Origin of the sequence: Micromonospora sp. NPDC007220 (assembly GCF_040634035.1) — a bacterium.
GTDB lineage: Bacteria > Actinomycetota > Actinomycetes > Mycobacteriales > Micromonosporaceae > Micromonospora > Micromonospora reichwaldensis.
This window is the reverse complement of sequence record NZ_JBEYEU010000004.1, coordinates 191167-216278: the sequence shown is the minus strand read 5'-3', so window position 1 is coordinate 216278 and position 25112 is coordinate 191167. Positions and strand designations below refer to the sequence as shown.

Annotated in this window: 22 protein-coding genes; 12 read left to right on the top strand and 10 right to left on the bottom strand. The window is 72.4% G+C overall.

Going from position 1 to position 25112, the window contains the following annotated elements; genetic code table 11:
• Nucleotides 1–71: 71 nt before the first annotated feature.
• Entirely contained in the window at nt 72–2687 is a 2616-nt protein-coding gene (valS, locus tag ABZ573_RS11535; RefSeq protein ID WP_327029543.1) for a valine--tRNA ligase, read from the top strand.
• Between the two features lie 122 nt (nt 2688–2809).
• Here the strand turns inward: valS and ABZ573_RS11530 are convergent, their stop codons facing one another.
• The 5 genes from ABZ573_RS11530 to ABZ573_RS11510 form a co-directional block, all read right to left on the bottom strand.
• On the bottom strand, nt 2810–3460 hold the full coding sequence (locus ABZ573_RS11530) for a hypothetical protein (protein ID WP_225852385.1): 651 nt from the start codon (nt 3458–3460) through the stop codon (nt 2810–2812).
• Nucleotides 3461–3586: 126 nt separating this feature from the next.
• Nucleotides 3587–4297 carry an ABC transporter permease subunit gene (locus tag ABZ573_RS11525; protein WP_151456321.1) on the bottom strand — a complete coding sequence of 237 codons (711 nt, stop codon included), beginning with the start codon at nt 4295–4297 and terminating at the stop codon, nt 3587–3589.
• Nucleotides 4298–4301: 4 nt separating this feature from the next.
• On the bottom strand, nt 4302–5261 hold the full coding sequence (locus ABZ573_RS11520) for an ABC transporter ATP-binding protein (protein WP_121399775.1): 960 nt from the start codon (nt 5259–5261) through the stop codon (nt 4302–4304).
• Entirely contained in the window at nt 5258–6139 is an 882-nt protein-coding gene (locus tag ABZ573_RS11515; protein ID WP_151456320.1) for an ABC transporter permease, read from the bottom strand. The genes ABZ573_RS11520 and ABZ573_RS11515 overlap by 4 nt, the downstream gene beginning before the upstream one ends.
• Entirely contained in the window at nt 6132–7046 is a 915-nt protein-coding gene (locus ABZ573_RS11510; RefSeq protein ID WP_132231009.1) for an ABC transporter ATP-binding protein, read from the bottom strand. The genes ABZ573_RS11515 and ABZ573_RS11510 overlap by 8 nt, the downstream gene beginning before the upstream one ends.
• Nucleotides 7047–7246: 200 nt before the next feature.
• On the opposite strand from ABZ573_RS11510, the gene ABZ573_RS11505 reads away from it, so the two are divergent.
• The 4 genes from ABZ573_RS11505 (at nt 7247) to galT (ending at nt 11438) form a co-directional block, all read left to right on the top strand.
• Complete coding sequence (locus ABZ573_RS11505; protein ID WP_358117615.1) at nt 7247–7798, top strand: DM13 domain-containing protein; 552 nt, start codon at nt 7247–7249, stop codon at nt 7796–7798.
• 108 nt (nt 7799–7906) lie between these two features.
• Nucleotides 7907–9436 (top strand): adenylyl-sulfate kinase, encoded by a 1530-nt coding sequence (gene cysC / locus ABZ573_RS11500; protein WP_151456050.1) that lies wholly within the window; start codon nt 7907–7909, stop codon nt 9434–9436.
• Nucleotides 9437–9540: 104 nt separating this feature from the next.
• On the top strand, nt 9541–10365 hold the full coding sequence (locus ABZ573_RS11495) for a DeoR/GlpR family DNA-binding transcription regulator (RefSeq protein ID WP_358117611.1): 825 nt from the start codon (nt 9541–9543) through the stop codon (nt 10363–10365).
• The gene (gene galT / locus ABZ573_RS11490) at nt 10362–11438 is read left to right on the top strand and encodes a galactose-1-phosphate uridylyltransferase (RefSeq protein WP_151456052.1); all 1077 of its coding nucleotides are present in this window, start codon (nt 10362–10364) and stop codon (nt 11436–11438) included. The genes ABZ573_RS11495 and galT overlap by 4 nt, the downstream gene beginning before the upstream one ends.
• Before the next feature lie 544 nt (nt 11439–11982).
• Here galT and ABZ573_RS11485 read toward each other — a convergent pair.
• Nucleotides 11983–13200 (bottom strand): NADP-dependent isocitrate dehydrogenase, encoded by a 1218-nt coding sequence (locus tag ABZ573_RS11485; protein WP_101412708.1) that lies wholly within the window; start codon nt 13198–13200, stop codon nt 11983–11985.
• A gap of 138 nt (nt 13201–13338) precedes the next feature.
• Here ABZ573_RS11485 and ABZ573_RS11480 point away from each other — a divergent pair, with 138 nt between their 5' ends.
• A complete protein-coding gene (locus ABZ573_RS11480; RefSeq protein ID WP_358117607.1) occupies nt 13339–14145 on the top strand; it encodes an MBL fold metallo-hydrolase in 807 nt (268 codons plus the stop codon).
• Nucleotides 14146–14203: 58 nt separating this feature from the next.
• Here the strand turns inward: ABZ573_RS11480 and mdh are convergent, their stop codons facing one another.
• Nucleotides 14204–15154 carry a malate dehydrogenase gene (gene mdh, locus ABZ573_RS11475; protein ID WP_151456054.1) on the bottom strand — a complete coding sequence of 317 codons (951 nt, stop codon included), beginning with the start codon at nt 15152–15154 and terminating at the stop codon, nt 14204–14206.
• A gap of 140 nt (nt 15155–15294) precedes the next feature.
• Complete coding sequence (locus ABZ573_RS11470) at nt 15295–16155, bottom strand: bifunctional methylenetetrahydrofolate dehydrogenase/methenyltetrahydrofolate cyclohydrolase (RefSeq protein ID WP_151456055.1); 861 nt, start codon at nt 16153–16155, stop codon at nt 15295–15297.
• Nucleotides 16156–16586: 431 nt separating this feature from the next.
• Between ABZ573_RS11470 and ABZ573_RS11465 the strand changes: the two genes are divergently transcribed.
• The 5 genes from ABZ573_RS11465 (at nt 16587) to ABZ573_RS11445 (ending at nt 22421) form a co-directional block, all read left to right on the top strand.
• Complete coding sequence (locus ABZ573_RS11465) at nt 16587–18191, top strand: ABC transporter substrate-binding protein (protein WP_151456056.1); 1605 nt, start codon at nt 16587–16589, stop codon at nt 18189–18191.
• Nucleotides 18192–18276: 85 nt separating this feature from the next.
• Nucleotides 18277–19215 carry an ABC transporter permease gene (locus tag ABZ573_RS11460; RefSeq protein ID WP_151456057.1) on the top strand — a complete coding sequence of 313 codons (939 nt, stop codon included), beginning with the start codon at nt 18277–18279 and terminating at the stop codon, nt 19213–19215.
• A 98-nt stretch (nt 19216–19313) separates the two neighbouring features.
• On the top strand, nt 19314–20270 hold the full coding sequence (locus ABZ573_RS11455; protein WP_151456058.1) for an ABC transporter permease: 957 nt from the start codon (nt 19314–19316) through the stop codon (nt 20268–20270).
• 101 nt (nt 20271–20371) lie between these two features.
• Nucleotides 20372–21409: an ABC transporter ATP-binding protein gene (locus ABZ573_RS11450; protein ID WP_151456059.1), complete on the top strand. Its 1038-nt coding sequence runs from the start codon at nt 20372–20374 to the stop codon at nt 21407–21409.
• Nucleotides 21393–22421, top strand: coding sequence for a dipeptide ABC transporter ATP-binding protein (locus tag ABZ573_RS11445; RefSeq protein WP_311410741.1), 1029 nt, complete (start codon nt 21393–21395; stop codon nt 22419–22421). The genes ABZ573_RS11450 and ABZ573_RS11445 overlap by 17 nt, the downstream gene beginning before the upstream one ends.
• A gap of 15 nt (nt 22422–22436) precedes the next feature.
• Here the strand turns inward: ABZ573_RS11445 and purH are convergent, their stop codons facing one another.
• Both purH and purN read right to left on the bottom strand, forming a co-directional pair.
• Complete coding sequence (purH, locus tag ABZ573_RS11440; RefSeq protein WP_151457632.1) at nt 22437–24008, bottom strand: bifunctional phosphoribosylaminoimidazolecarboxamide formyltransferase/IMP cyclohydrolase; 1572 nt, start codon at nt 24006–24008, stop codon at nt 22437–22439.
• Nucleotides 24005–24625 (bottom strand): phosphoribosylglycinamide formyltransferase, encoded by a 621-nt coding sequence (gene purN, locus ABZ573_RS11435; protein WP_151457631.1) that lies wholly within the window; start codon nt 24623–24625, stop codon nt 24005–24007. The genes purH and purN overlap by 4 nt, the downstream gene beginning before the upstream one ends.
• 181 nt (nt 24626–24806) lie before the next feature.
• On the opposite strand from purN, the gene ABZ573_RS11430 reads away from it, so the two are divergent.
• A complete protein-coding gene (locus ABZ573_RS11430; RefSeq protein WP_151457630.1) occupies nt 24807–25106 on the top strand; it encodes a CD225/dispanin family protein in 300 nt (99 codons plus the stop codon).
• Nucleotides 25107–25112: the final 6 nt, after the last annotated feature.

Sequence of the window (25112 nt, the reverse complement as noted above, 5' to 3'; positions counted from 1 at the left end):
CCGGCGGGACGCGTCCGGGCACGGGGCGAAACCACGTGGTCCGGCCCCCGGCCACTGCCTACCATCGACGGATGACCGACACGGAGCGGACGGCCCGCGCCGGCGTCCCCGAACGTCCGAGCCTGGACGGCATCGAGGAGACCTGGGCGCGCCGCTGGCAGGAGGACGGCACGTACGCGTTCGACCGCGCGAAGGCGACCGTTCGGGGGCGCAGCGCGGCGTCAGACGCGCCGAGCCCGAACGGTCGCAGCGCCGACGTGTACGCGATCGACACCCCGCCGCCGACCGTATCGGGCGAGCTGCACATGGGGCACGTCTTCTCGTACACGCACACCGACGTGGTGGCCCGGTTCCAGCGGATGCGCGGGCGCACGGTCTTCTACCCGATGGGCTGGGACGACAACGGCCTGCCCACCGAGCGCCGGGTGCAGAACGTGTACGGCGTGCGCTGCGATCCGGCGCTGCCGTACGACCCGGACCGGCAGGCCCCCGACACCCCGGTGAGCGAGGCCGCCCGCAAGGACCCGACCCCGGTCTCCCGGCGCAACTTCATCGAGCTGTGCGAGCGGCTGACCGTCGCCGACGAGCAGGTCTTCGAGGCGCTCTGGCGGCGGCTCGGGCTCTCCGTGGACTGGTCGTTGACGTACACGACGATCGGCTCGGCGGCCCGGGCGGCCTCGCAGCGGGCGTTCCTGCGCAACCTGGCCCGGGGCGAGGCGTACCAGGCGGAGGCGCCGACGCTCTGGGACGTCGGCTTCGCCACCGCCGTCGCCCAGGCGGAGCTGGAGGACCGGGAGCGGCCCGGGGCGTACCACCGGCTGCGGTTCGCCGGGCCGGGCGGACGGGAGGTGCTCATCGACACCACCCGACCGGAGCTGCTGCCGGCCTGCGTGGCACTGGTCTGCCACCCCGACGACGAGCGGTACGCCGACCTGGTCGGCGGCACCGCGCGTACGCCGGTCTTCGGAGTGGATGTGCCGGTGCGGGCGCACCCGCTGGCGGACCCGGCCAAGGGCACGGGCATCGCGATGGTCTGCACCTTCGGCGACCTGACCGACGTGACCTGGTGGCGGGAGCTGCGGCTGGACACCCGCGTGGTGATCGGCCGGGACGGCCGGCTGCTGCCCGAGCCGCCGGCCGGCGTGCCGGGGCAGCCGTACGCGGCGCTGGCCGGGCAGACCGTCAACGGCGCCCGGCGGACGCTGGTGGAGCTGCTGGCCGACGCCGGCGACCTGGTCGGCGAGCCTCGACCCGTCACCCACCCGGTGAAGTTCTACGAGCGCGGCGACCGGCCGCTGGAGATCGTCTCGACCCGGCAGTGGTACCTGCGCAACGGCGGACGCGACGCGGGCCTGCGCGACGAACTGCTGGCCCGGGGCGGGGAGCTGCGCTGGGTGCCGGAGCACATGCGGCACCGCTACGCGCACTGGGTGGGCGGCCTGACCGGCGACTGGCTGGTCAGCCGGCAACGCTTCTTCGGCGTGCCGGTGCCGGTGTGGTACCGGCTCGACGACGCTGGCGAGCCGGACTGGTCCCAGCCTCTCACGCCGGCGGAGTCCGCGCTGCCGATCGACCCGTCCATCGACGCCCCGCCGGGGTTCGAGGAGTCGCAGCGGGGCCGCCCGGGCGGCTTCGTCGGCGACCCGGACGTGCTCGACACGTGGGCCACCTCGTCGCTGACCCCGCAGATCGCCGGCGGGTGGGAGACCGACCCGGACCTGTTCGCCCGGGTCTTCCCGATGGACCTGCGCCCGCAGGGTCAGGAGATCATCCGCACCTGGCTCTTCTCCACGGTGGTCCGCTCCCACCTGGAGCACGGGGTGCTGCCCTGGCGGGACACGGTGCTCTCCGGCTGGATCCTCGACCCCGACCGGAAGAAGATGTCCAAGTCCAAGGGGAACGTGGTCACCCCGATGGCGCTGCTGGAGCAGCACGGCTCCGACGCGGTGCGGTACTGGGCGGCGAACGGCAAGCCGGGCATGGATCTCGCCTTCGACCCGGCCCAGATCAAGGTCGGCCGGCGGCTGGCGACCAAGCTGCTGAACGCGTCGAAGTTCGCCCTCGGGCTGGGCGCCGCCGACGCGCTGCGGGCGCCGGCCACCGAGCCGCTGGACCGCGCCATGCTCGCCGAACTCTCCGGCGTGGTCGCCGCCGCGACGTCGGCGCTGGAGGCGTACGACCACACGGCGGCGTTGCAGGTCGCGGAGGGCTTCTTCTGGCGGTTCTGCGACGACTACATCGAGTTGGTGAAGGAGCGCGCCTACGGCTCCGGGCCGGGTGCGGACTCGGCCCGGGCGGCGCTGGCCACCGCGCTCTCGGTGCAGCTGCGGCTCTTCGCCCCGGTGCTGCCGTACGTGACCGAGGAGGTGTGGTCGTGGTGGCGCTACGGCTCGGTGCACCGCGCGACCTGGCCCACCACGTACGAGGTGGACCGGGCGATCGAGGGCACCGGCCAGCCGGAGCTGCTGCGGCTGGCCGCCGACGCGCTCGGCCAGGTGCGCCGGGCCAAGTCGGAGCGGAAACTGTCGATGAAGGCGGAGGTGCCGCTGGCCGAGGCGCTCGGCCCGGCGGCCCTGCTGGAACAGCTGACCGTGATCGCCGACGACGTCCGGGCCGCCGGCCGCATCGCCAAGCTGGACCTGCTCCCCGACCGCACCCCGGAACTCGTCATCGCCTGCGCGTTCTGACCGGCCGGCCCCGCCGAGCTCTCACCGGGCGCGGCGGGGCCGGTGGGCCCAGCGGCGCGGCGGGGCCGGTTGGCTCAGCCGGCGCGGCGGGGGCCGGTTGGCTCAGCCGGCGTGGGCGGGGCTCACCAGCCGCGCAGGAGGCGCAGGCCGAGCAGGAAGGCGACGACGGCGGGGCCGACCAGCAGGGTGATGGCCTGAAGGCGGTACGGCATCCGGTGCCGGGTCAGCTCCACCGCGTTGCCCAGCACGATCACCCCCGCCAGCATCAGGAACGCGCCCCACATCGGCGCGGCATGGACGCCGACCAGGTCGACGCGGGTCAGTTGCAGCGTCCCACCGAGCAGCACGGCGCCGGCCAGCGCCAGCAGGGAGACCGCCCGGTGCAGCCCCCGGGCCAACGGATGGACCAGCCGCCAGCGGTAGGTGCCGGCGACCGCCAGGCACGGCAGGATGACCATCAGGGGCCAGCCCCGCCCGAACACGCCGAACATCAGCAGCGCCCCGACCGCGAACACCAGCGCGCCCAGGCAGGCGACCACGTAGCCGGCGAAGGCCCGCCCGCCGCCCCTGGCCAGCAGCGGCCCGCCGGTGGCGGCGATCAGCGCGCCGGGGATCAGCACGAACCCCGCCCACCAGTGGAAGTGCCCGGTGGCCTGCGCTGCCGTGGTGGTCGCCGCCGCCGCCAGCCCGGCCACCGCCAGGCTCACCATCCAGTGCCGGCCGGCACCCGGATAGGACCCCCGCGACATCACCAGCCCCGTCTCCGCGCTCACGCCGTCAGCCTCGCCCAGCCGCCCGGCCCGGTCCATCCGGGCAGCCCTACCATCGCCGGGTCGGGCTGCCCGGAGGCCGTCAGGTCGCGTCCCGGTTCCCGGCGGGACGGCCCGGCCTGTCGGGGATCAGCTCGTCTCGCCGGCCACGCTGAAGGAGCGGAGCCGGTCGATGGCGAGCAGCGTGAAGCCCGCGCTGATCAACGCGGCCATCACCGCCGCCACCGGCACCGAGACGCCGGCCTCCAGCAGCCCGGTGGGGGCCATCCGGTCGGCGAGGGCGATCACGTACTGCTGGATGGAGAGCACCTTGGTGCCGCTGACGACGTTGCCGAGCAGCCCCTCCCAGATCAGCACGTAGACCAGGCCGAGCAGCACCGGACGCCGGGTGAGCAGGCTGAGCGCCACGAACAGCGCCGAGTACGCCAGCGCGCCGACCGCCGACGCGGCGGCGAGCGCCAGGCCGAGTCGTACGGAGTGGGCCAGCACGCCCGCCACGTAGATCGGCACGGCGACGGTGACCGCGGTGACGCCGGCGGCCACCGCCAGCTTGGGCAGCACGATCTGCCAGCGCGGCAACGGCTTGGTCAGGATGTGCACGACGGTGCCGTCGTCGATCTCGGCCCCCAGCACGCCGGTGCCGACGATCAGGGCGACCACCGGGAGCACCACGGCCAGGCCGAGGCCGACCAGCACCGGCGGGCCCCACTCGCCCGGGTCCACCCCGAGCGAACGGGAGAGCACGGCGAGCAGCACCAGCACCACGGGCAGCGGCAGCAGCAGGAGGAACCGGCGACGCCCGAACAGCCCCCGCACGGTGATCCAGGAAACGGTAGACATGGGTTCAGGCCTCCACGAGGTAGGAGAAGACGCTCTCCAGGGATTCGTCCTCGGGCACCAACTGCCGCACCCGGATGCCCTCCGCCAGAGCGATCTTCGGCAGGACGCGGGTGAACGCGCCGTAGTCGCCGGCCCGCACGGTCAGCCCGGCGCGGCCCAGCTCGACCCCCGTCACCGACGCCTCGGCCATCAGCGCGACGGCGAGCGCCCGATCGTCGGTGGAGTGCACGGCGAAGACGTGCGGCCGGTTGGTCATCAGCCGGCGGATGGTACGGAAGTCGCCGGAGGCGGCCAGCCGGCCGGCGACCATCACCTGGACGGTGCCGGAGACCTGCTCGACCTCCTCCAGGATGTGCGAGCTGAACAGGATGGTGCGGCCGGCGTCGCCGAGGCGGTGCAGCAGCTCCATCATGTGCAGCCGCTGGCGCGGGTCCATCCCGTTGAACGGCTCGTCGAGCAGCAGCACCTGCGGCTCGTGCACCAGCGCCGCGGCCACCCGGGCACGCTGCCGCATGCCCTTCGAGTACGTGCCGATCCGGCGGTCCTGCGCGCCCTCCATCTCCACCAGGGCGATCGCCCGGCGGGCCGCCTCCGCCGGGTCCGGCAGCCGGTGCAGCTTCGCGCTGGCCAGCACGAACTCGTACGCGGTGAGGAAGGTGTGCACCGCCTCGCGCTCGCTGACCAGGCCGAGCCGGCGGTAGACCTCGGGGTTGCGCCAGGTGGGCCGGCCGTCCAGACTCACCGCCCCGCGCGACGGGGCCAGGAAGCCCGCCATCATGTGCAGCAGGGTGGTCTTGCCCGCGCCGTTCGGGCCGAGCAGCCCGGTGACGCCGGGGCCGAGGCTCATGCTGACGTCGTTGACGGCCACCACGTTGCCGTACCAGCGGGAGACACCTGCGAGGTCGAGGGTGCTGGCGGCGGCGGTCGGCGTCCCCGCCGCCTGGTCGACGCTGATCGTGGTCATCGGGCGGCCACCTTCCGGTATCGCAGCATGAGCAGGGCGACGCAGCCGGCCACGAGCAGCACGGCGGCGACCGCGTAGACCGGGCCGAAGTCGCCGATCGGCACTCCGCCCTCCCCCTCGAACAGCAGCAGGTCGCCGAGCGCCCAGGTGCCCACTCCGCCCACCAGCGTCGAGGGCGAGGCGAGGAAGGCCAGTTCGTTGACCGCCTGGGAAGGCATGATCGACAGGGTGCCGACGATCGGGGTGGTCATCAGGAACACGGCCACGATCCCGCCGGCCGCGAACGCCCGCTTGCCGGTGGACGAGGCGACCAGCAGCCCGACCGAGGCGAAGACCGCCGCCCAGAGCCCGGCGTAGAGCAGGCTGGGCAGCAGGTCGAGCAGCTCGTTCCAGACCCCGCGCATGCCGTCGCCGGTGGTGAACGCGGCGCCCAGGAACATCACCAGCTGCGGCCCGCCGAGCAGCAGCCAGAGCGCGGTGGCCAGCGCCAGCAGCTTGGCCAGCGGGTAGTCCGACCTCGGCAGCGGCCGGGAGAAGTAGAGCGGCAGCACCCCGCTGCGCAGGTCCCGCGAGACCAGCTCGGGGGCGACCGCCGCGACGAAGAAGATGACCAGCCAGCTCATGTTGTCGGCGAACTGGGCGTACGTCATCACCGACTCGCCGACCTGGCTGCGTACGGCCGCGAGCCCGGCGGCCACCACGGTGACGATGGCGACCACCAGCCAGGGGAAGATCTTGGCCTTCGCGCTGCGGCCCAGCCCGAACGCCGTCCGCAGGCCGTGCAGGTAGAGCGCGCCGAAGACGGCCCGGCGGCCCAGCCGGGGACCGGTGTAGCGCTGGTAGCCGATGTCGTGGATGACGCCGGTCGGCTCAGGCATGGCTGGGCTCCCTCGTGGCGAAGAGTTCGGCCACCCGGTGCCGGCGCTGGTCCAGCCGGTGCAGCGGCAGGTCCAGCTCGGCGACCGCGCCGAGGATCAGGTCGTAGGTGGCGTCGTCGGCGAGCTCGACGAGCAGCAGCCGGCCGTCCCGGCGTACCGGCAGGTCGAGCGCGGCCAGCCGGGCGGCCAGTTCGTCGGTGCCCTCGCTCACCTCGACGGCGAGCACGTCGGTGGCCGAGGTCATGGCGGAGATGTGGTCGGCGCGCAGCAGCCGCCCGCCGTCGATGGCGACGAGGGTGTCACAGATCCGCTCCACCTCGCCCAGCAGGTGCGAGCAGACCAGCACGGAGATGCCGAACTCGGTGCCGATGCGGTGCACCAGCGCCAGCATGGCGTCGCGGCCGGCCGGGTCGAGCCCGTTGGTCGGCTCGTCGAGCAGCAGCAGGTCGGGGTCGTGCACCAGGGCCTGGGCGAGCTTGACCCGCTGCTTCATGCCCGTCGAGTAGCCGCCGACCGGGCGGTAGCGCTCCTCGTAGAGCCCGACGTGCCGCAGCGCCTCGGAGGCCCGCTCCCGGGCGACCGTACGCGGCAGGCCGCTGACCCGGCCGAGGTGGGTGACCAGCTCGGCGGCGGAGAGGTCCGGCGGCAGGGCGTCGTGCTCGGGCATGTAGCCGACCCGGGCGCGGACCTGGGCGGAGTCGGTGGTCGGGTCGAGGCCGAGGACCCGGACCCGGCCGCTGGTCGGGGCGAGGAGGCCGAGCAGGATCTTGATCAGGGTGGACTTGCCGGCGCCGTTCGCGCCGACCAACCCGATGATCCCCGGCTCGACCGCGACGGTCAGGTCGGCCAGCGCGGTGACCCCACCCCCGTACGTCTTGGTCAGCGAGTCGGTCGCGATGAGTGTCACGTCGTACAGCGTAGGAGGCGAGGACCCCTGTGGGCAGCGGCTCGCCCCCGGGCGCTCCCCTGATCCTGGCGGCCCGCGTCCCCTAGGGTCCGGCGCGGTCCCCGGCGGTGGCGGGCGTGTCGGCACCGCCGGCACGTGTCGGCCTCCGCTACGTCCGCACGGGGCAGACAGGACGCGGCCCGGGCCGACACACTGTGGGCATGACCCGACTGTTCCGCGCGCCGCTGACGTGGGTGGTGGTCGCCGTCCTCGCCGCCGGCTCGGCGTTCGGGCTCTACTGGTTCCAGCCCTGGAAGCTGGTCACCGACGCCGAGGTCGACGAGGCGCTCTCGAGCGTGGCGGCCACGCCGGCGCCGACGGTCTCCGCCACGGGCGCGGTGCCCTCCCCCGCCGGGCCGGTCCTCGTCGGGCAGGGCGACTTCGTGACCCACGAGCACGACACGTCGGGCAGCGCGCGGATCGTCCGCGCCCCCGACGGGCGGCACCGGCTGGAACTCGTGGGCCTGGCCACCTCCAACGGCCCGGACCTGCGGGTCTGGCTCAGCGACCAGCCGGTGCGCAGCGGCACCGCCGGGTGGCGGGTCTTCGACGACGGCCGGTGGGTCGAGCTGGGCCGACTCAAGGGCAACCGGGGCGACCAGGGTTACGACATCCCGGCCGACGTCGACCTGACGGGCCTGACCAGCGTCTCCATCTGGTGCAAGCGGTTCGCCGTCTCCTTCGGGGCCGCGCCCCTGGCCCCGCCCCGCTGACCCGCCGGCCGCCACCCCCTACCTTCGCGTGCGGGGTGGAGTGGCGCTCTCGACCGATCGCCGGGCGGCTGAGAAACTGTGTGCCGGTCAGTGTCGTTTGGGGGATGGATGAGCAACAGCTGGGTGCTGCCCGACGAGGTGCTCCGGGACGCGCCGGCGTACACGCCACGCCCCGGCGAGCTGGCTGACCTGGAGCTGCTGCTGATCGGGGCGTACGCCCCGCTGGCCGGCTTCATGACCCGCGCCGACCTGGTCTCGGTGAGTCGGCGGGGCCGGCTCGCCGACGGCTCACCGTGGCCGGTGCCGGTGACCCTCCAGGTGCCGACGGCGCTCGCCCAGGGTCTCGACCCGCGCGACGAGGCACGCCGCACCCTGGTGCTCACCGACGGGGAGGGCGCGCCGGTCGCGGCGCTGGACGTCGCCGACGCGTGGCAGGTCCGCGACGGGGTGGCCGGCGTCGGGGGCACGGTCCGCCGGCTCGGCGACGGCGGTCACGGCCCCTTCCAGCGGCTGCGCCGCACCCCCGAGGAGGTACGCCCGCTGCTGCCGTCCGGTCGGGTGCTCGGAGTGATCGCCGACCGTCCGCTGCACCGGCCGCAGCTCGCCCAGATCGCCCACGCGGTCCGCACGCTCGGCGCCCACCTGCTGGTGATGATCCCGGTCGGCGAGGACGGCCTCGGCGGGTTGCCGCCGGAGTCGCTCGTACGCAGCGTCTTCGCCGCCCGCGACCGGATGCCGCCGGCCACGCTCGTCGCCGTCCCGTTGTCCCGCCGGCGCGACGAGATCAGCGACGCGCTGCTGCGGGCCCGGGTGTCGGCGGCGTACGGCGTCACGCACCTGCTCTCCACCGGCGAGATGCTCTCCGGCGCCGGCCTGCGGGTGCTGGTGCCGCGCGAGCTGGCCTACGACAACCGCGACGGGCAGTGGCGCTGGCGGGAGGACATCCCGCCCCGCAACCGACGCCTGGCGCTGACCCAGCCGGAGATCGACGACCTGCTGGACCGGGGTTTCCCGCTCCCCGAGTGGCACACCCCGCCCGCGGTGGCGAAGGAGCTGGCCCGGGCCCGGCCGCCGCGGCGGCACCGGGGCCTGGTCGTCTTCCTGACCGGGCTCTCGGGCTCCGGCAAGTCGACGATCGCCCGGGGCCTGGCCGACGTGCTGCGCGAGCAGGGCGACCGGAGCATCACGCTGCTCGACGGCGACGTGGTGCGCCGCGAGCTCTCCGCCGGGCTGGGCTTCAGCAAGGCCGACCGGGACCTCAACGTGCGCCGGATCGGCTGGGTGGCGGCGGAGATCGCCCGGCACCACGGCGTCGGCATCTGCTGCCCGATCGCCCCGTACGCCCAGGCCCGCGCGACCGCCCGGGAGATGGCGCTGGCCGCCGGTGCGGGCTTCGTGCTGGTGCACGTGGCGACCCCGCTGGAGGTCTGCGAGCAGCGCGACCGCAAGGGCCTCTACGCCCGGGCCCGGGCCGGCCTGCTCACCGGGATGACCGGCATCGACGACCCCTACGAGGAGCCGACCGACGCGGACCTGGTGGTCGACACCAGCGACATGACGATCGACGAGGCGGTCGAGGCCGTCCTGCACCACCTGAACGAGACAGGTTGGGTCGAACCCCGGCTCCAGTCCATCTGATCGGCCCTCCGCCTACCGGTGCTCCCCCCTTCGCGCTAGTGTTCACCTTTGTTCGAACACGTTCGACCGCGTGAGGGCGCGCGGCTGGCACGGAGGTGCGACGGATGCTCGCTCAGCAACGGCAGGCGGCCATCCTGGACCGGGTCCGCACCACCGGCGGCGTGCGGGTCACCGAGCTGGCCGCCGAGTACGGCGTGTCGGACATGACCATCCGTCGCGACCTGGAGGCGCTGCACGAGCGCGGCCTGCTGGCCAAGGTGCACGGCGGCGCCACGGTGGCCGGCCCCGGCTCGACCGACGAACCGGGCTTCCGGGCCAAGTCGGTGCGGCAACTGGCGGAGAAGGCGGCCATCGCCGGCCGCGCCGCCGAGCTGGTCCGCCCCGGGGCGGCGGTCGCCCTCTCCGCCGGCACCACCACCGCCGAGCTGGCCCGTCGGCTGGTCGACGTGCCGGGCCTGACCGTCGTCACCAACTCGCTGCCGGTGGCCGAGATCCTGCATGCCGGCGGCCGGTCCGACCAGACCGTGGTGCTCACCGGCGGGGTGCGTACGCCGTCGGACGCGCTGGTCGGGCCGCTGGCCGTCGCCGCCATCCGGTCGCTGCACCTGGACCTGCTCTTCCTCGGCGTGCACGGGATCACCGAGCGGGCGGGGTTCACCACCCCGAACCTGATGGAGGCGGAGACCGACCGCGCCCTGGTGGCCGCCGCCGACCGGCTGGTCGTGCTCGCCGACCACACCAAGTGGGGCACCGTCGGCATCTCCTCGATCGTTGAGCTTTCCGCCGCCCACGTGCTGGTCACCGACGACCGGCTGTCCCCCGACGCGCGGCGGGCGCTCGACGACCGGGTGGGCGAACTGGTGGTCGTGCCCCCCGCCACGGGCGCGGGACGGACGGCCACGACGACAGATGAGGGGATGGCGAGGTGAAGCGCACCGCGATCGCGCTGGCCGACGGCCGGGAGCTGATCTACTTCGACGAACGGGACGACGCCGTCCGCGACCAGCCGGACCGGCGCGAGCTGCCCCCGCCACCGCCCGCGTCGCAGCTGCGCCTGGACCCGCTGACCGACGAGTGGGTGGCCGTCGCCGTGCACCGGCAGACGCGCACCTTCCTCCCGCCAGCCGACCAGTGCCCGCTCTGCCCCAGCACCAACGGGCGGCAGAGCGAGATCCCGGCGCCCGACTACGACGTCGCCGTCTTCGAGAACCGGTTCCCCTCCCTCAGCGGCCGGGTGGCCGAGGAGCCCGCCGAGATCACCCCGTTCACCCCGGTCCGCCCGGGTCGGGGCCGCTGCGAGGTGGTCTGCTTCACCGACGACCACAACGCGTCCTTCGCGTCCCTCCCGCCATGCCGCGTGCGTACCGTCCTCGACGCGCTCGCCGACCGCACGTCGGCGCTCGCGGAGCTGCCCGGGGTGGAGCAGGTGTTCTGCTTCGAGAACCGGGGCGTGGAGATCGGCGTGACCCTGCACCACCCGCACGGCCAGATCTACGCGTACCCCTTCGTGACCCCGCGGACCCGGGCGCTGCTGGCCGCCGCCCGCCGGCACGCGGAACGCACCGGCGGGCGCAACCTCTACGCCGACGTGCTCGCCGCCGAGCGGGCCGGCGGCGACCGGGTGGTCGCCGCCAACGAGCACTGGACGGCGTACGTCCCGGCGGCGGCCCGCTGGCCGTTCGAGGTGCACGTGGCCCCGCACCGGCCGGTGCCGGACATCCCCGCGCTCGACGACGCCGAGCGGGACGCCTTCGGGCCGCTCTACCTGGACCTGCTGCGCCGCTTCGACGGGCTGTTCGACCTGCCGATGCCCTACATCGCCGCCTGGCACCAGGCGCCGGTACGCGTCGACCGCGAGCTGGGCCACCTGCACCTGCAGCTGTTCAGCATCCGGCGCGCGAAGGACAAGCTGAAGTACCTGGCGGGCTCGGAGTCCGCCATGGGCGTCTTCATCAACGACATCGCCCCGGAGCGCGCCGCCGAACTCCTCCGCGCCGCCTGAGCCCGACACCGCGCCCGATGGGGCGAGACGGCGACCGGCGTGCCCCCGCCGGTTCGACCGTCGCTGCCAGGTGGAGCGGTACCGGTGGGCGCGGACGGCCGGCGCCGGCGCCGGTGGCGGGGTGGAGACAGGGCGCGGGGGGCCCGGGACAGGGCCCCCCGCAGGGAAGGGACGGCTGGCTGTGCGCGACAGCCGGGAAGGCTGGCTGATCGGCACGCTTGCCGCGAGGCGACCGCGGTCAACCTTCCTGGACGCGACTGGCATCTCGTCCACCCAGGTCAACGAGGCGCGCCGACGTAGGTGACGCCGAACGGCGCGTCACCCGCCGACACGCCGCAAGCCGATCCGCAGGCGTCGCCGGATCCGGGCGAGCCGAGTAGATCTTGGTAGGAACAAGCCCCTGGAGGGGCCGTTTCTCACCAAGATCTCAGGTACTCGCCTGGCGACCACCGCCCGAGACCACGGAGCCCGCCGGCGGGTGCCGGCGGGCTCCTGGTGATGCGGCGGCAGCACCGTCAGGTGCCGCCGGATGGCGCGGAGAGGATCAGGCGGAGAGCTTGCGCGCCAGGTTCTCGTCGAGCGCGTTCATGAACTCGTCGGTGGTCAGCCACGGGGCGTCCCGCGAGATGAGCAGCGAGAGGTCCTTGGTCATCTGGCCGCCCTCGACGGTGTCGACGATGACCTGCTCCAGGGTGTTGGCGAACTCGGTGACCGCCGGGGTGCCGTCCAGCTTGCCCCGGTGGGCCAGGCCCCGGGTCCAGGCGTAGATCGACGCGATCGGGTTGGTCGAGGTCTTCTCGCCCTTCTGCCACTGCCGGTAGTGCCGGGTGACCGTGCCGTGCGCGGCCTCGGCCTCGACCGTACGGCCGTCCGGGGAGAGCAGCACCGAGGTCATCAGGCCCAGCGAGCCGAAGCCCTGCGCGACGGTGTCGGACTGCACGTCACCGTCGTAGTTCTTGCAGGCCCAGACGTAGCCGCCCTCCCACTTGAGCGCGGCGGCGACCATGTCGTCGATGAGCCGGTGCTCGTAGGTGATGCCGGCGGCGTCGAACTCGGCCTTGAACTCGTTCTCGAACACCTCGGCGAAGATGTCCTTGAACCGGCCGTCGTACGCCTTGAGGATGGTGTTCTTGGTGGACAGGTAGACCGGGTAGTTGCGGTCCAGGCCGTACCGGAACGAGGCGCGGGCGAAGTCCCGGATCGACTCGTCGTAGTTGTACATGCCCATGGCGATGCCGCCGCCGGGGAAGTTGGCGACCTCCATCTCCATCGGGGCGCCGCCGTCGGCCGGGGTGTAGGTGACGGTCACCTTGCCCGGGCCCGGGACGACGAAGTCGGTGGCCTTGTACTGGTCACCGTGGGCGTGCCGGCCGATGATGATCGGCTTGGTCCAGCCGGGGACCAGCCGCGGCACGTTGGACATGATGATCGGCTCGCGGAAGACGACGCCGCCGAGGATGTTGCGGATCGTGCCGTTCGGCGACCGCCACATCTTCTTCAGGCCGAACTCCTCCACCCGGGCCTCGTCCGGGGTGATGGTCGCGCACTTGACGCCGACGCCGTGCTCCTTGATGGCGTTGGCGGCGTCGACGGTGACCTGGTCGTCGGTCTCGTCGCGGTGCTGGATCGACAGGTCGTAGTAGTGCAGGTCGACGTCGAGGTAGGGCAGGATCAGCTGCTCCCGGATCTGCTTCCAGATGATCCGGGTCATCTCGTCGCCGTCGAGCTCAACGACCGGGTTGTTTACCTTGATCTTCGCCATCGGCCGGCGCTCCTCTCGGGGGACTCGTGCTCAAGCAGTACGAGCGTACTGGAAACTGATCGGCAGTCCCCAGCCGGCCTCGGTCGGGCCGGAACAAACGACGTGCACGGCGCACAGGACCGCTGGCATGATCGCCGGATGCCACCGAGCCGCATCCTCGGGTCTATCACGGTCACCGCGCTCACCGACGGCAAGGGACCGTTCTTCCAGCCCCGCGCGGAGGCATTCCCGGACGCCACGCCGGAGCACTGGCGCGCGGCCGACCTGCGTGACCCGGCCACGGTGACCGCCGACGGACGGTGGTGGCTGCCGTTCCGCAGCTTCGCCATCCGCGCCGGCGACGGGCCGGTGACCCTGGTCGACGCGGGGATCGGCCCGGCCGGCTCGCCCGCCGCGAGCTGGGCGCCGGTGCCCGGCCGGCTGCCGGCCGAACTCGCCGCCGCCGGCATCGACCCGGCCGACGTACGCACGGTGGTGCTCACCCACCTGCACAGCGACCACGTCGGCTGGGCGGTCACCGGCTCGCCGGGGACGCCGTACTTCCCGAACGCCGACTACGTGCTCCAGCGGGCCGAGCTGGCCGCCGTGGGGCAGCTCGCCCCGGGGCTGTCGGCCGGCCTGGTCGCGCCGTTGCGCGCCGCCGGCCAGCTCCGGGTGGTCGACGGCGAGGAGAGGCTGGATCCGACGGTACGGCTGCTGCCGACCCCGGGGCACACGCCCGGGCACCAGTCGGTGCTGCTGGAGGTGGGCGACGAGCGGCTGCTGCTCACCGGCGACCTGCTGGTGCACGCCGTGCAACTGGTCGACCCCGAGCTGGCGTACGCCCACGAGGAGGACGCCCCCGCGGCGCGTGCCTCGCGGGTGGGGCTGCTGCGCGACCTGGCCGCGCGCGGGCCCACGGTGCTCGCTACCCCGCACCTGGGCGAGGCGTTCATGACGCTGTAGGGCGGTACGACGAGGGGGCACGCCGGCGGACCGGCGTGCCCCCTCGACGGGTGGTGGGTCACATGGAGGCGACGTCGCCCTGCTTGGCGCGGACGGCCTCGGCGGCCTCCTTCAGGCTGGCCAGCTCGTCGGCGTCCAGGTCCGTCTCGACGACCCGCTTGACGCCCTCGGCGCCGATCGCGGCCTCGACACCCAGGTAGACGCCGGAGATGCCGTACTCGCCGTCGACCCAGGCGCAGACCGGCATGACCTCGCCCGAGTCCTCCGCGACGGCCTTGGCCATCCGCGCGGCGGCGGCCGACGGCGCGTAGTACGCCGAACCGGTCTTGAGCAGCGCGACCACCTCGGCGCCGCCGTTGCGGGTCTTGACGACCAGCTCCTCGATCTGCTCGGCCGGCATCGCCTCACGCAGCGGCTTGCCGTCGACCGTGCTCTGCGACGGCACCGGCACCATCGTGTCGCCGTGCGAGCCGAGGGTCAGCGTCTTGACCGACTTCACCGGTACGCCCAGCGCCTCGGCCACGAAGTTGGTGAACCGGGCGGTGTCCAGCATGCCGGCCTGGCCGAGGACCCGGTTCTTCGGGAACTGGGTGGCGAGCTGGGCCAGCGCGGTCATCTCGTCGAGCGGGTTGGACACGACGATGACGACGGCGTTCGGGGCGTACTTGGCGACGTTCTCGGAGACCTGGCGGACGATCTTCGCGTTCGTCTCGAGCAGGTCCATGCGGCTCATGCCCGGCTTGCGCGGCAGGCCGGCGGTGATCACGACGACGTCCGAGCCCTCGATCGCCTCGTAGCCCTCGCCGTTCGGACCGGTGGTCGCGCCGACCACCTTGGTCTCGAAGCCCTCGACGGCGCGCGACTGGTTGAGGTCCAGGGCGAGACCTGCGGGCTTGCCCTCCACGATGTCGGTGATCACGACGGTGTCGAAGACGTCGTACTCGGCCAGGCGCTGTGCGGTGGTGGAGCCGTAGAAGCCGGCCCCGACGACAGTGACCTTCTTACCCATGGTCGTCCCACTCCCTGCTACCAGTCGGTTTTCCGGACCGTATCAGTCATCCTGGCACCGATCAGGTCAGGGGAGGCGACCATCGCCGGGATGGGGCGAACGTCACGGCCGTCCGGCTCCGGGCGGGGCCCGGCGGGCGCTCAGTCGCGCTCGGCGCGCTCCACGACGTTGGTCAGCAGCATCGCGCGGGTCATCGGGCCGACGCCGCCCGGCATGGGCACCAGCTTGCCGGCCACCTCCGCCGCGTCACCGGCGACGTCGCCGGTGTAGCGGCCCTTGCCGTCCGGGCCGATGACCCGGGTGATGCCGACGTCGACCACGACCGCGCCCGGCGTGAGCATGTCGGCGGTGAGCAGGCCCGGTACGCCGGCGGCCACGATGACGATGTCGGCGGCCCGGGTGTGCGAGGCCAGGTCGAGGGTGCCGGTGTGGCAGAGGGTCACGGTGGCGTTCTCGCTGCGGCGGGTGAGCAGCAGGCCGAGCGGGCGGCCGACGGTGTTGCCGCGGCCGACCACGGCGACATTGGCGCCGCGCAGCGGCACGTCGTGCCGGCGGAGCAGCTCGACGATGCCGCGCGGGGTGCAGGGCAGCGGGGCGTCGTAGCCCAGGACGAGCCGACCGAGGTTGACCGGGTGCAGGCCGTCGGCGTCTTTGTCCGGGTCGATCAGCTCCAGCACCCGCTGGGTGTCGAGGTGGCCCGGCAGCGGCAGCTGGACGATGTAGCCGTGGCAGGCCGGGTCGGCGTTCAGCTCGGCGAGCACGGCGTCGACCTGCGCCTGGGTCGCGTCGGCCGGCAGCTCGCGGCGGATCGAGGCGACCCCCACCTCGGCGCAGTCGCGGTGCTTGCCGTTGACGTACGCCTGGGAACCGGGGTCCGCACCCACCAGGACGGTGCCGAGCCCCGGGGTGATGCCGCGTTCCGCCAGTGCCTTGACCCGTGTCCGCAGCTCGTCCTTGATCTCGGCCGCGGTCGCCTTGCCGTCCAGAAGCGTCGCCGTCACGCCCAGATCGTCTCACGGTCGGCGGCTGGCGATCCGACGACCCGCGCCAAGCCCGCAATGTGACCACTAAGAGTGACGTGCGGTTAATCACTCTGAGTGACGCACGGGCCGGCGACGCCCCGGCTGGAACCGGACTCCCGGGCCATCGGGGCGACGGACGGGCACGCCCGGATCGGGATGGCGCGAACGGGCGGAGCGGGCGCGACGAGCACCGACCGCGTCGAGAGTCCGCGCTGCCCAGCGCCGCATTCGCGGCGCCACGGCATTAGCAGACCCGGCCCGCCACGGCAAGGCTCCGACGGTGACTCCGTTATCGGTTCGCAACCCGCCCGTTGTCGATCGCCAGCCGACGACCTACCGTTGCCCAACGTTGCGCAGCGTAAACCCAGCGCCGGGCCTGACTGCGCAGCGTGAGGAGATGAGGAGGCTACATGCGTGTTCGTAGGCTCGCTGCCTGGACCGCCCTCCCGCTCGCGGTGACCCTGGGCCTGGTGGCCTGCGGCTCGGGCGGCGACGGTGGATCCGGCGAGAGCAACCCCGACGCGGCCGTGCGGATCGAGATCGCCGAGCCGCAGCACCTGGTGCCGACCAACACCAACGAGACGAGCGGCTCGCAGGTGCTCGCCGCCCTGTTCAGCCCGCTGGTCGACTACGACGAGGCCAACAAGCCCCACGAGGTGGCGGCCGAGTCGGTGACGTCCGAGGACAACACGACCTGGACGGTCAAGCTGAAGGACGGCTACACCTTCCACAACGGCGAGAAGGTCACCGCCGACAACTACGTCGACGCCTGGAACTACGGCGCCTACGCCCCGAACGGCCAGAACTCCAGCTACTTCTTCGAGAAGATCGCCGGCTACGAGGACATGCAGGGCGAGACTCCGAAGGCCAAGACGCTCAGCGGGCTGAAGAAGGTCGACGACTTGACCTTCACCGTCACGCTGTCGGAGCCGTACAGCGAGTTCAAGTCCGTGCTCGGCTACACCGCCTTCTACCCGATGCCGAAGGCCGCGTTCTCCGCGCCCGGCGTACTGGCCGAGGGCTACGAGCAGGCGCCGGTCGGTCAGGGCCCGTTCAAGATGAAGGGCGCCTGGCAGCACGACGCCAAGGTCGAGGTCGAGAAGTACGACGCCTTCCCCGGCGAGAAGCCGAAGGTGGCCGGCGTCGAGTTCCGGATCTACCAGCAGCCGACCGCCGCGTACGCGGACGTGCTCTCGGACAACCTGGACGTCATCAAGACCATCCCGACCGAGAACCTCTCGACGGCCGGCACCGACCTCGGTGACCGGTTCAAGCAGAGCTCCGCCTCGTCGCTCCAGGTGCTGGCCTTCCCGACGTTCCAGGAGGAGTTCAGCAACCCGGACGTGCGCAAGGCCATCTCGATGGCGATCGACCGGGACGAGATCACCAAGTCGATCTTCAAGGACTCGCAGCAGCCGGCCCGCTCGTTCGTCTCGCCGGTCGTCGCGGGCTACCGCGACAGCACCATCGGCGAGGCCGGCGAGTTCGACCCGGCCAAGGCCAAGAGCCTGTACCAGGCCGCGGGCGGCCCGGCGAGGATCGAGCTGTCCTACAACGGCGACGGCGGCCACAAGGACTGGATCGACGCGACCTGCAACCAGCTCAAGACCAACCTGGGCGTGGACTGCGTGGGCACCGCCGAGCCGAAGTTCGCGGACCTGCTGACCAAGGTGAAGGCCAAGCAGCCGGTCGGCCTGTTCCGGATGGGCTGGGTCATGGACTACCCGTCCATGGAGAACTACCTGGGCCCGCTGTACAGCAGCAACGGCTCGTCGAACTACTACGGCTACAGCAACCCCGAGTTCGACAAGCTGCTCGCCGAGGGCGCCAGCGCCGCGAACGAGGACGAGGCGATCAAGAAGTACCAGGCGGCCGAGGACCTGCTGGCGGAGGACCTGCCGGTGATCCCGCTGCGGTACGGCCAGAACAACTTCGGCCACTCCACCAAGGTGACGAACGTGGAGATGGATCTCTTCGACCGGATCGACCTCGTGAAGATCGAGGCCGTCAAGTAACACCACGGCAGGACGGGTCGGGCCATCGGCGGACGGTGGCCCGACCCGCCTTCCTCTTCGCACTTTTTCCGCCAGACTGCCAAGTATGTTCCGCTTCATCCTGCGGCGTCTGCTCCAGATGGTCCTCGCGTTCTTCGGGACCACGCTGATCGTCTACGCGCTGATGTTCGCCGGCCAGGGCGATCCCATCCAGGCGCTCGCCGGTGAGCGCCCGGTCACGGCGGCCCAGCGGGCATACCTGACGGAGAAGTTCCACCTCGACCGGACCGGGGTCGGCGGCTTCTTCTACCGCTACTTCGACTACCTCAAGAACCTGCTCCAGGGTGACCTCGGGCAGTCCCTCACCGGACGCTCGATCGGCGACATCCTGGCCGCCGCCTGGCCCGTCACGGTCAAGCTGGCGCTGATCGCCATGGCGGTCACCATCCTCTTCGGGGTCACCGCCGGCGTCCTCGCCGGCATCCGGCGGGCCAGCATCTTCGACAACTCGACCCTGCTGCTGACCCTGCTGGTGCTCGGCATCCCGACGATCGTGCTCGCGCCGCTGGCGCAGTACCTCCTCGGCGTCAGGTGGCAGCTCTTCCCGGCCACCGCCGGCGCCGACCCGGACCTGTACGCGCTCCTGCTGCCGGGCATCGTGCTCGGCTCGCTCTCGCTGGCCACCGCACTGCGGCTGACCCGGACGTCCGTGGCCGAGAACCTGCGCGCCGACTACGTCCGCACCGCCCGGTCGAAGGGGCTCGTGAGGCGGCGGATCGTCAGCGTCCACGTGCTGCGCAACTCCCTCATCCCGGTGGTCACCTTCCTCGGCGTCGAGCTGGGCAACCTGATGAGCGGCGCGATCATCACCGAGGGCGTGTTCAACATCCCCGGCGTCGGCTTCAACCTCTTCCGCGGCATCCGCACCGAGGACGGCCCGCTGGTGGTGGGCATCGTCAGCGTGCTCGTCGTGGTCTACCTCGTCTCCAACCTGGTGGTGGACGTCCTGTACGCCGTACTCGACCCGAGGATCCGCTATGAGTGAGCGCAGCGAACGAATCGGCAGCGCAGTGTTTCGTGCCGGCGCCGAGCGCAGCGAGGTGCGGGCATGAGTGAGCGCAGCGAAGCCAGCGAGGTGCGGGCATGAGTGACTTCGAGACCGTCGCGGCGAGCGAGAACCAGGCCGCGCGGCGGGGGCCGTCGGGTGAGCCCGGCGCGCCGAACCAGGTCGGCGTACCGCAGAAGCCCCGCAGCCTGGCCGGCGACGCCTGGCGCGACCTGCGCCGCAAGCCGATCTTCTGGATCAGCCTCGCCCTGGTGCTGCTGGTCGCCGCCATGGCCGCCGTGCCGGGGCTGTTCACCGCGAACGATCCGCGCGACTGCGTGCTGGCCCGTCAGCACGCCGGGCCGTCCGGCGGGGCGATCTTCGGGTACGACTTCCAGGGCTGCGACACGTACGCCAGGGCGGTCTACGGCGCCCGCGCGTCGCTGCTGGTCGGCGCGCTCTCCGCCCTGCTCACCGGCCTGATCGCGCTCGCCGTGGGGATGCTGGCCGGCTACTTCGGCCGCTGGGTCGACGCGGTGCTCTCCCGGGTGATCGACGTGGTCCTCGGCATCCCGCTCCTGCTCGCCGCGATCGTGCTGCTCAAGCGGGTCAACAGCGACAGCTCGGCGGTCCGGATCGGCGCGGTCATCTTCGTGCTGGCGATCCTCGGCTGGACCACCGCCGCCCGCGTCGTCCGCTCCTCGGTGATCACCGCCAAGGAGCAGGACTACGTCGCGGCGGCCCGGATGCTCGGCGCCGGCGACGGCCGGATCATGCTGCGGCACATCCTGCCCAACGCGCTCGCCCCGGCGATCGTGGTGCTGACGATCGCCCTCGGCTCGTTCATCGCCGCCGAGGCCACGCTGAGCTTCCTCGGCATCGGGCTCAGGGCGCCGACCATCTCCTGGGGCATCGACATCGACGCGGGCCGGGTGCACATGCGGGAGTCGGTCACCCCGCTGCTGGTCCCCTCGACGTTCCTGGCGCTGACCGTGCTGGCGTTCATCATGCTCGGCGACGCGATCCGCGACGCCTTCGACCCGAAGTTGAGATGACGGGCCCCGTGCGGCCCCGTCGTCGCGAGCGAAAGGCGTGCCATGCGAGCGCGAGGAGTGAGCGCAGCGAGCCCCGCAGTCGCGAGCGAAAGGCGTGAACCGTGAGCCAGTCCGCCGTCCGACCCACGCCGGCCTCACCCACCCCCGAGGGCGGGCACCTGCTGGACCTACGGGACCTGCACGTCGAGTTCCGCACCAGCGAGGGCGTGGCCAGGGTGATCAACGGTGTCTCGTACCACCTCGATCCCGGCGAGACGCTCGCCGTGCTCGGCGAGTCGGGCTCCGGCAAGTCGGTCACCGCCCAGGCGATCATGGGCATCCTCGACACTCCCCCGGCCGTGATCCGCTCCGGCGAGATCCTCTACCAGGGGCGGGACCTGCTGAAACTGCCGGAGGAGCAGCGCCGGCAGGTACGCGGCAAGGAGATCGCGATGATCTTCCAGGACGCCCTCTCCGCGCTGAACCCCGTCTTCGGAGTGGGCTGGCAGATCGGCGAGACGCTGCGCCAGCGCGAGGGCATGTCGAAGGCGGACGCCCGTGCCCGCGTCGTCGAGCTGATGGACCTGGTACGGATCCCCGCCGCCGCCAGCCGGCTCGGCGACTACCCGCACCAGTTCTCCGGCGGCATGCGGCAGCGCGTCATGATCGCGATGGCGCTGGCCATGAACCCGAAGGTGCTGATCGCCGACGAGCCGACCACGGCCCTGGACGTCACCGTGCAGGCCCAGATCATGGACCTGCTGGCCGACCTGCGCCGCGACCTCGACATGGCGATGATCCTGATCACGCACGACCTCGGCGTGGTCGCCGGCGTCGCGGACCGGATCGCCGTCATGTACGCCGGCCGCATCGTGGAGCACGCCGACGTCCGCTCGCTGTACCGGGCGCCGGCCCACCCGTACACGAAGGGGTTGCTGGAGTCGATCCCTCGGATGGACGTCCGGGGCCAGGAGCTCTCCACGATCAGGGGGCTGCCGCCCAACCTGATGCGGATCCCGTCCGGCTGCCCCTTCCACCCCCGGTGCCCGTACGTGCAGCAGGTCTGCGTCGACGTGGTGCCGCACGACCTGGTCCTGGGCGACGGCCGGACCAGCGAGTGCCACTTCGCCCAGGAGGTCCGTGATGACAGCGCCCGCTAGCCCGACCAAGGTGCGCGGCGAGACGATCCTCGCCGTCGACAACGTGGTCAAGCACTTCCCGATCCGCCAGGGCGTGCTCTTCCAGCGGCAGGTCGGCGCCGTCAAGGCCGTCGACGGGGTCAGCTTCGAGCTGCGCCGGGGCGAGACCCTCGGGGTGGTCGGCGAGTCGGGCTGCGGCAAGTCGACGCTGGCCCGGCTGCTGATGCGGCTGGAGACGCCGACCGCCGGCCGGGCCACCCTGGAGGGCCGGGACCTGTTCTCCGCCTCCGGCGCCGAGTTGCGCCGGCTGCGGCGCAACATGCAGATGGTGATGCAGGACCCGTACACCTCGCTGAACCCGCGCATGACGGTCGGCGACATCATCGGCGAGCCGTTCGAGATCCACCCGGACGCCGCGCCGAAGGGCAGCCGGCGGGGCCGGGTGCGGGAGCTGCTCGACGTCGTCGGCCTGAACCCCGAGCACATCAACCGGTACCCGCACCAGTTCTCCGGCGGTCAGCGGCAGCGCATCGGCATCGCCCGCGCGCTCGCCCTGCGGCCCGAGATCATCGTCTGCGACGAGCCGGTCAGCGCCCTGGACGTGTCGATCCAGGCCCAGGTGATCAACCTGCTGGAGAAGCTCCAGGACGAGTTCGGCCTGTCGTACATCTTCATCGCGCACGACCTGTCGGTGGTCCGCCACATCTCGGACCGGGTCGCGGTCATGTACCTCGGCAAGATCGTGGAGATCGGCACCGAGGACGAGATCTACGAGCGCGCGACCCACCCGTACACCCAGGCGCTGCTCTCGGCCGTGCCGGTGCCGGACCCGGAGGCCCGCGACCGGCGCACCATGATCCGGCTCACCGGCGACGTGCCGAGCCCGGCCGACCCGCCGAGCGGCTGCCACTTCCGCACCCGCTGCTGGAAGGCCCAGGAGGTCTGCGCCACCCAGGAGCCCCACACGGTCCTCCGCGCCGCGGACCCCCACCCCTCGGCCTGCCACTTCGCCGAACTCCGCCCCACCCCCTGACCCTCCCCCGGGAGGTCAGTGGAAGAAGTGGCGGGTGGAGGTCAGGTACATGGTGACGCCGGCCTGCTTGGCGGCGGCGATGACTTCCTCGTCGCGGATCGAGCCGCCCGGCTGCACGATCGCGCGGACGCCGGCGTCGATGAGGATCTGCGGGCCGTCGGCGAAGGGGAAGAAGGCGTCCGAGGCGCAGACCGCACCACGGGCCCGGTCCGCTCCGGCCCGGGCGACCGCGAGCTGCGCCGAGTCGACCCGGTTGACCTGGCCCATCCCGACGCCGACCGTCGCGCCGTCCCTGGCCAGCAGGATCGCGTTGCTCTTCACCGCGCGTACCGCCCGCCAGGCGAAGGCCAGGTCGCGCAGGGTCGCCTCGTCCGCCGGCTCGCCGGTGGCCAGCCGCCAGTTGGCCGGGTCGTCGCCCTCGGCGTCGATCCGGTCGGCCATCTGCACCAGTACGCCGCCGGTGACCTGCCGCCACTCGGCCGGCAGCGGGGCGTAGGCCGGCGCGTGCAGCAGCCGGATGTTCTTCTTCGCCTGGAGGACCTCCACCGCGCCCTCGTCGAAGCCGGGCGCCACCAGCACCTCGGTGAAGATCTCCGACACCTGCCGGGCCAGCTCGACCGAGACCGGCCGGTTGACCGCGATCACCCCGCCGTACGCGGACACCGGGTCGCAGGCGTGCGCCTTGCGGTGCGCCTCGGCCACGTCGGCGCCCACCGCGATCCCGCACGGGTTGGCGTGCTTGATGATCGCCACCGCCGGCTGGTCGGCGAAGTCGTTGGCCGCCCGCCACGCCGCGTCCGCGTCAACGTAGTTGTTGTAGGACATCTCCTTGCCGTGCAGCTGCTCGGCCTGGGCGAGCCCGGCCGGGCTGGACGGGTCGACGTAGAGGGCCGCCGGCTGGTGCGGGTTCTCGCCGTAGCGCAGCACCGCCTGCCGGCGCAGCGACAGCCCGGCGAAGTCCGGCCAGCCGTCCTCCTCGGGCGCCAGCGTGGCGGCGCACCACTCGGCCACCGCCACGTCGTACTCGGCGATGACGGCGAAGGCACGGGCGGCCAGCACGCGCCGCTGGGCCAGCGTGAAGCCGCCCTCGCCGAGCGCGGCGAGCAGGGCCGGGTACGCGGCCGGGTCGGTCACCACGGCGACCGAGGCGTGGTTCTTGGCGGCCGCCCGGACCATCGCCGGACCGCCGATGTCGATCTGCTCGACGCACTCCTCGACGCCCGCGCCGGAGGCGACAGTGGCCTGGAACGGGTAGAGGTTGGACACCAGCAGGTCGATACCGGCGATGCCGTGCTCGTCGAGCTGGGCGACGTGGGAATCCTTGCGCAGGTCGGCGAGGAGTCCGCCGTGCACCTTCGGGTGCAGCGTCTTGACCCGCCCGTCGAGGATCTCCGGGAAGCCCGTCACCGTCTCGACCGGGGTCACCGGTACTCCCGCGCCGGCGATGGCCGAGGCGGTGCTGCCGGTCGAGACGATCTCCACCCCGGCCGTGTGCAGCGCCCGGGCCAGCTCGACCAGGCCGGTCTTGTCGTAGACGCTGACCAGCGCCCGCCTGATCGGGCGGCGTTCGTCCTGAGTGGAACTCACGGGACCGTGACCTTTCTTCCGGTGATCGTCCAACCTTCGCGGACCAGGCGGCCCACCTGCTCGACGAGCTGGTGCCGCTCGGCTTCCTTGATGCGCTCGGTGAGCGTCTCGACGTCGTCGCCGTCGTGCACCGGCACGGCGACCTGCGCGACGATCGGGCCGGTGTCCATGCCGGCGTCGACGAAGAAGAGCGTCGCCCCGGTGACCTTCACGCCGTAGGCGAGGGCGTCACGCGGGCCGTGGATGCCGGGGAACGCCGGCAGCAGCGTGTTGTGCGTGTTCAGGTAGCGGTCGCCGAAGGCGGCCAGGAAGCGCGGGCCGACCAGCTTGAGGAAACCCGCGGAGACGACCAGGTCGGGCCGGTGCTCGGCGACGCGGGCGGTCAGCGCGGCGTCCCAGTCCTCGCGGCCAGGGTGGTCGGCGACCCGCTCGACGAAGGTCGGCACACCTGCCGCGGCGGCCCGGTCCAGACCCGCGATGCCGTCGCGGTCGGCGCCGACGGCCACCACCCGGGCCCCGTACGCCGGATCGACGCTCGCATCGAGCAGGGCCTGGAGGTTGCTCCCGGAGCCGGAGACGAGGACGACGATGCGGGCGACGGGCGCGGGCTCGGTCACCGGGCCACCCTATCGGGCCTGCCGCCGCTTCCATCCGCTGGGCATTGCGACATTCACCGACGACGCGAATGGTCCGGACCAGGTACGCTGCCGGTCGCTCGGGCCCGGCGCGCGTCGGCCCGCACCCGTCAGTGATCCGACGCCCCGCGGGGGTGTCGAGTGGAATGAGGAGTACGCCGAGATGCAGCCCGGATACCAGCCGCAGCAGCCGCAGATCAACAACAACATGACGATGTCGATCGTCGCCATCTTTCTCTTCTGGCCGCTGGCCATCCCGGCGATCATCAACGCCTCCAAGGTGAACCCGCTGCTCCAGCAGGGCGACTACGCCGGGGCCCAGGCCGCCGCCGCCGAGTCGAAGAAGTGGTCCAAGTGGGCGCTCATCGTCGGCATCAGCTGGTACGTGATCGTGCTGGTGTGCTGCCTGCTCGGTGGGCTCGCCGGTGTGATGGGCGGCGACACCTCCACCAGCAGCTACTGACAGATC

Excerpts from the sequence above, each read along its gene's own strand:
- valS (WP_327029543.1), top strand. The coding sequence starts at position 72 with ATGACCGACACGGAGCGGACGGCCCGCGCCGGCGTCCCCGAACGTCCG.
- ABZ573_RS11495 (WP_358117611.1), top strand. The coding sequence starts at position 9,541 with ATGCTCGCTCAGCAACGGCAGGCGGCCATCCTGGACCGGGTCCGCACC.
- ABZ573_RS11480 (WP_358117607.1), top strand. The coding sequence starts at position 13,339 with ATGCCACCGAGCCGCATCCTCGGGTCTATCACGGTCACCGCGCTCACC.
- ABZ573_RS11430 (WP_151457630.1), top strand. The coding sequence starts at position 24,807 with ATGCAGCCCGGATACCAGCCGCAGCAGCCGCAGATCAACAACAACATG.
- mdh (WP_151456054.1), bottom strand. The coding sequence starts at position 15,154 with ATGGGTAAGAAGGTCACTGTCGTCGGGGCCGGCTTCTACGGCTCCACC.
- ABZ573_RS11515 (WP_151456320.1), bottom strand. The coding sequence starts at position 6,139 with ATGCCTGAGCCGACCGGCGTCATCCACGACATCGGCTACCAGCGCTAC.
- ABZ573_RS11455 (WP_151456058.1), top strand. The coding sequence starts at position 19,314 with ATGAGTGACTTCGAGACCGTCGCGGCGAGCGAGAACCAGGCCGCGCGG.
- ABZ573_RS11445 (WP_311410741.1), top strand. The coding sequence starts at position 21,393 with ATGACAGCGCCCGCTAGCCCGACCAAGGTGCGCGGCGAGACGATCCTC.
- ABZ573_RS11525 (WP_151456321.1), bottom strand. The coding sequence starts at position 4,297 with ATGTCTACCGTTTCCTGGATCACCGTGCGGGGGCTGTTCGGGCGTCGC.
- ABZ573_RS11460 (WP_151456057.1), top strand. The coding sequence starts at position 18,277 with ATGTTCCGCTTCATCCTGCGGCGTCTGCTCCAGATGGTCCTCGCGTTC.
- ABZ573_RS11485 (WP_101412708.1), bottom strand. The coding sequence starts at position 13,200 with ATGGCGAAGATCAAGGTAAACAACCCGGTCGTTGAGCTCGACGGCGAC.
- ABZ573_RS11520 (WP_121399775.1), bottom strand. The coding sequence starts at position 5,261 with ATGACCACGATCAGCGTCGACCAGGCGGCGGGGACGCCGACCGCCGCC.
- cysC (WP_151456050.1), top strand. The coding sequence starts at position 7,907 with ATGAGCAACAGCTGGGTGCTGCCCGACGAGGTGCTCCGGGACGCGCCG.
- ABZ573_RS11505 (WP_358117615.1), top strand. The coding sequence starts at position 7,247 with ATGACCCGACTGTTCCGCGCGCCGCTGACGTGGGTGGTGGTCGCCGTC.
- ABZ573_RS11465 (WP_151456056.1), top strand. The coding sequence starts at position 16,587 with ATGCGTGTTCGTAGGCTCGCTGCCTGGACCGCCCTCCCGCTCGCGGTG.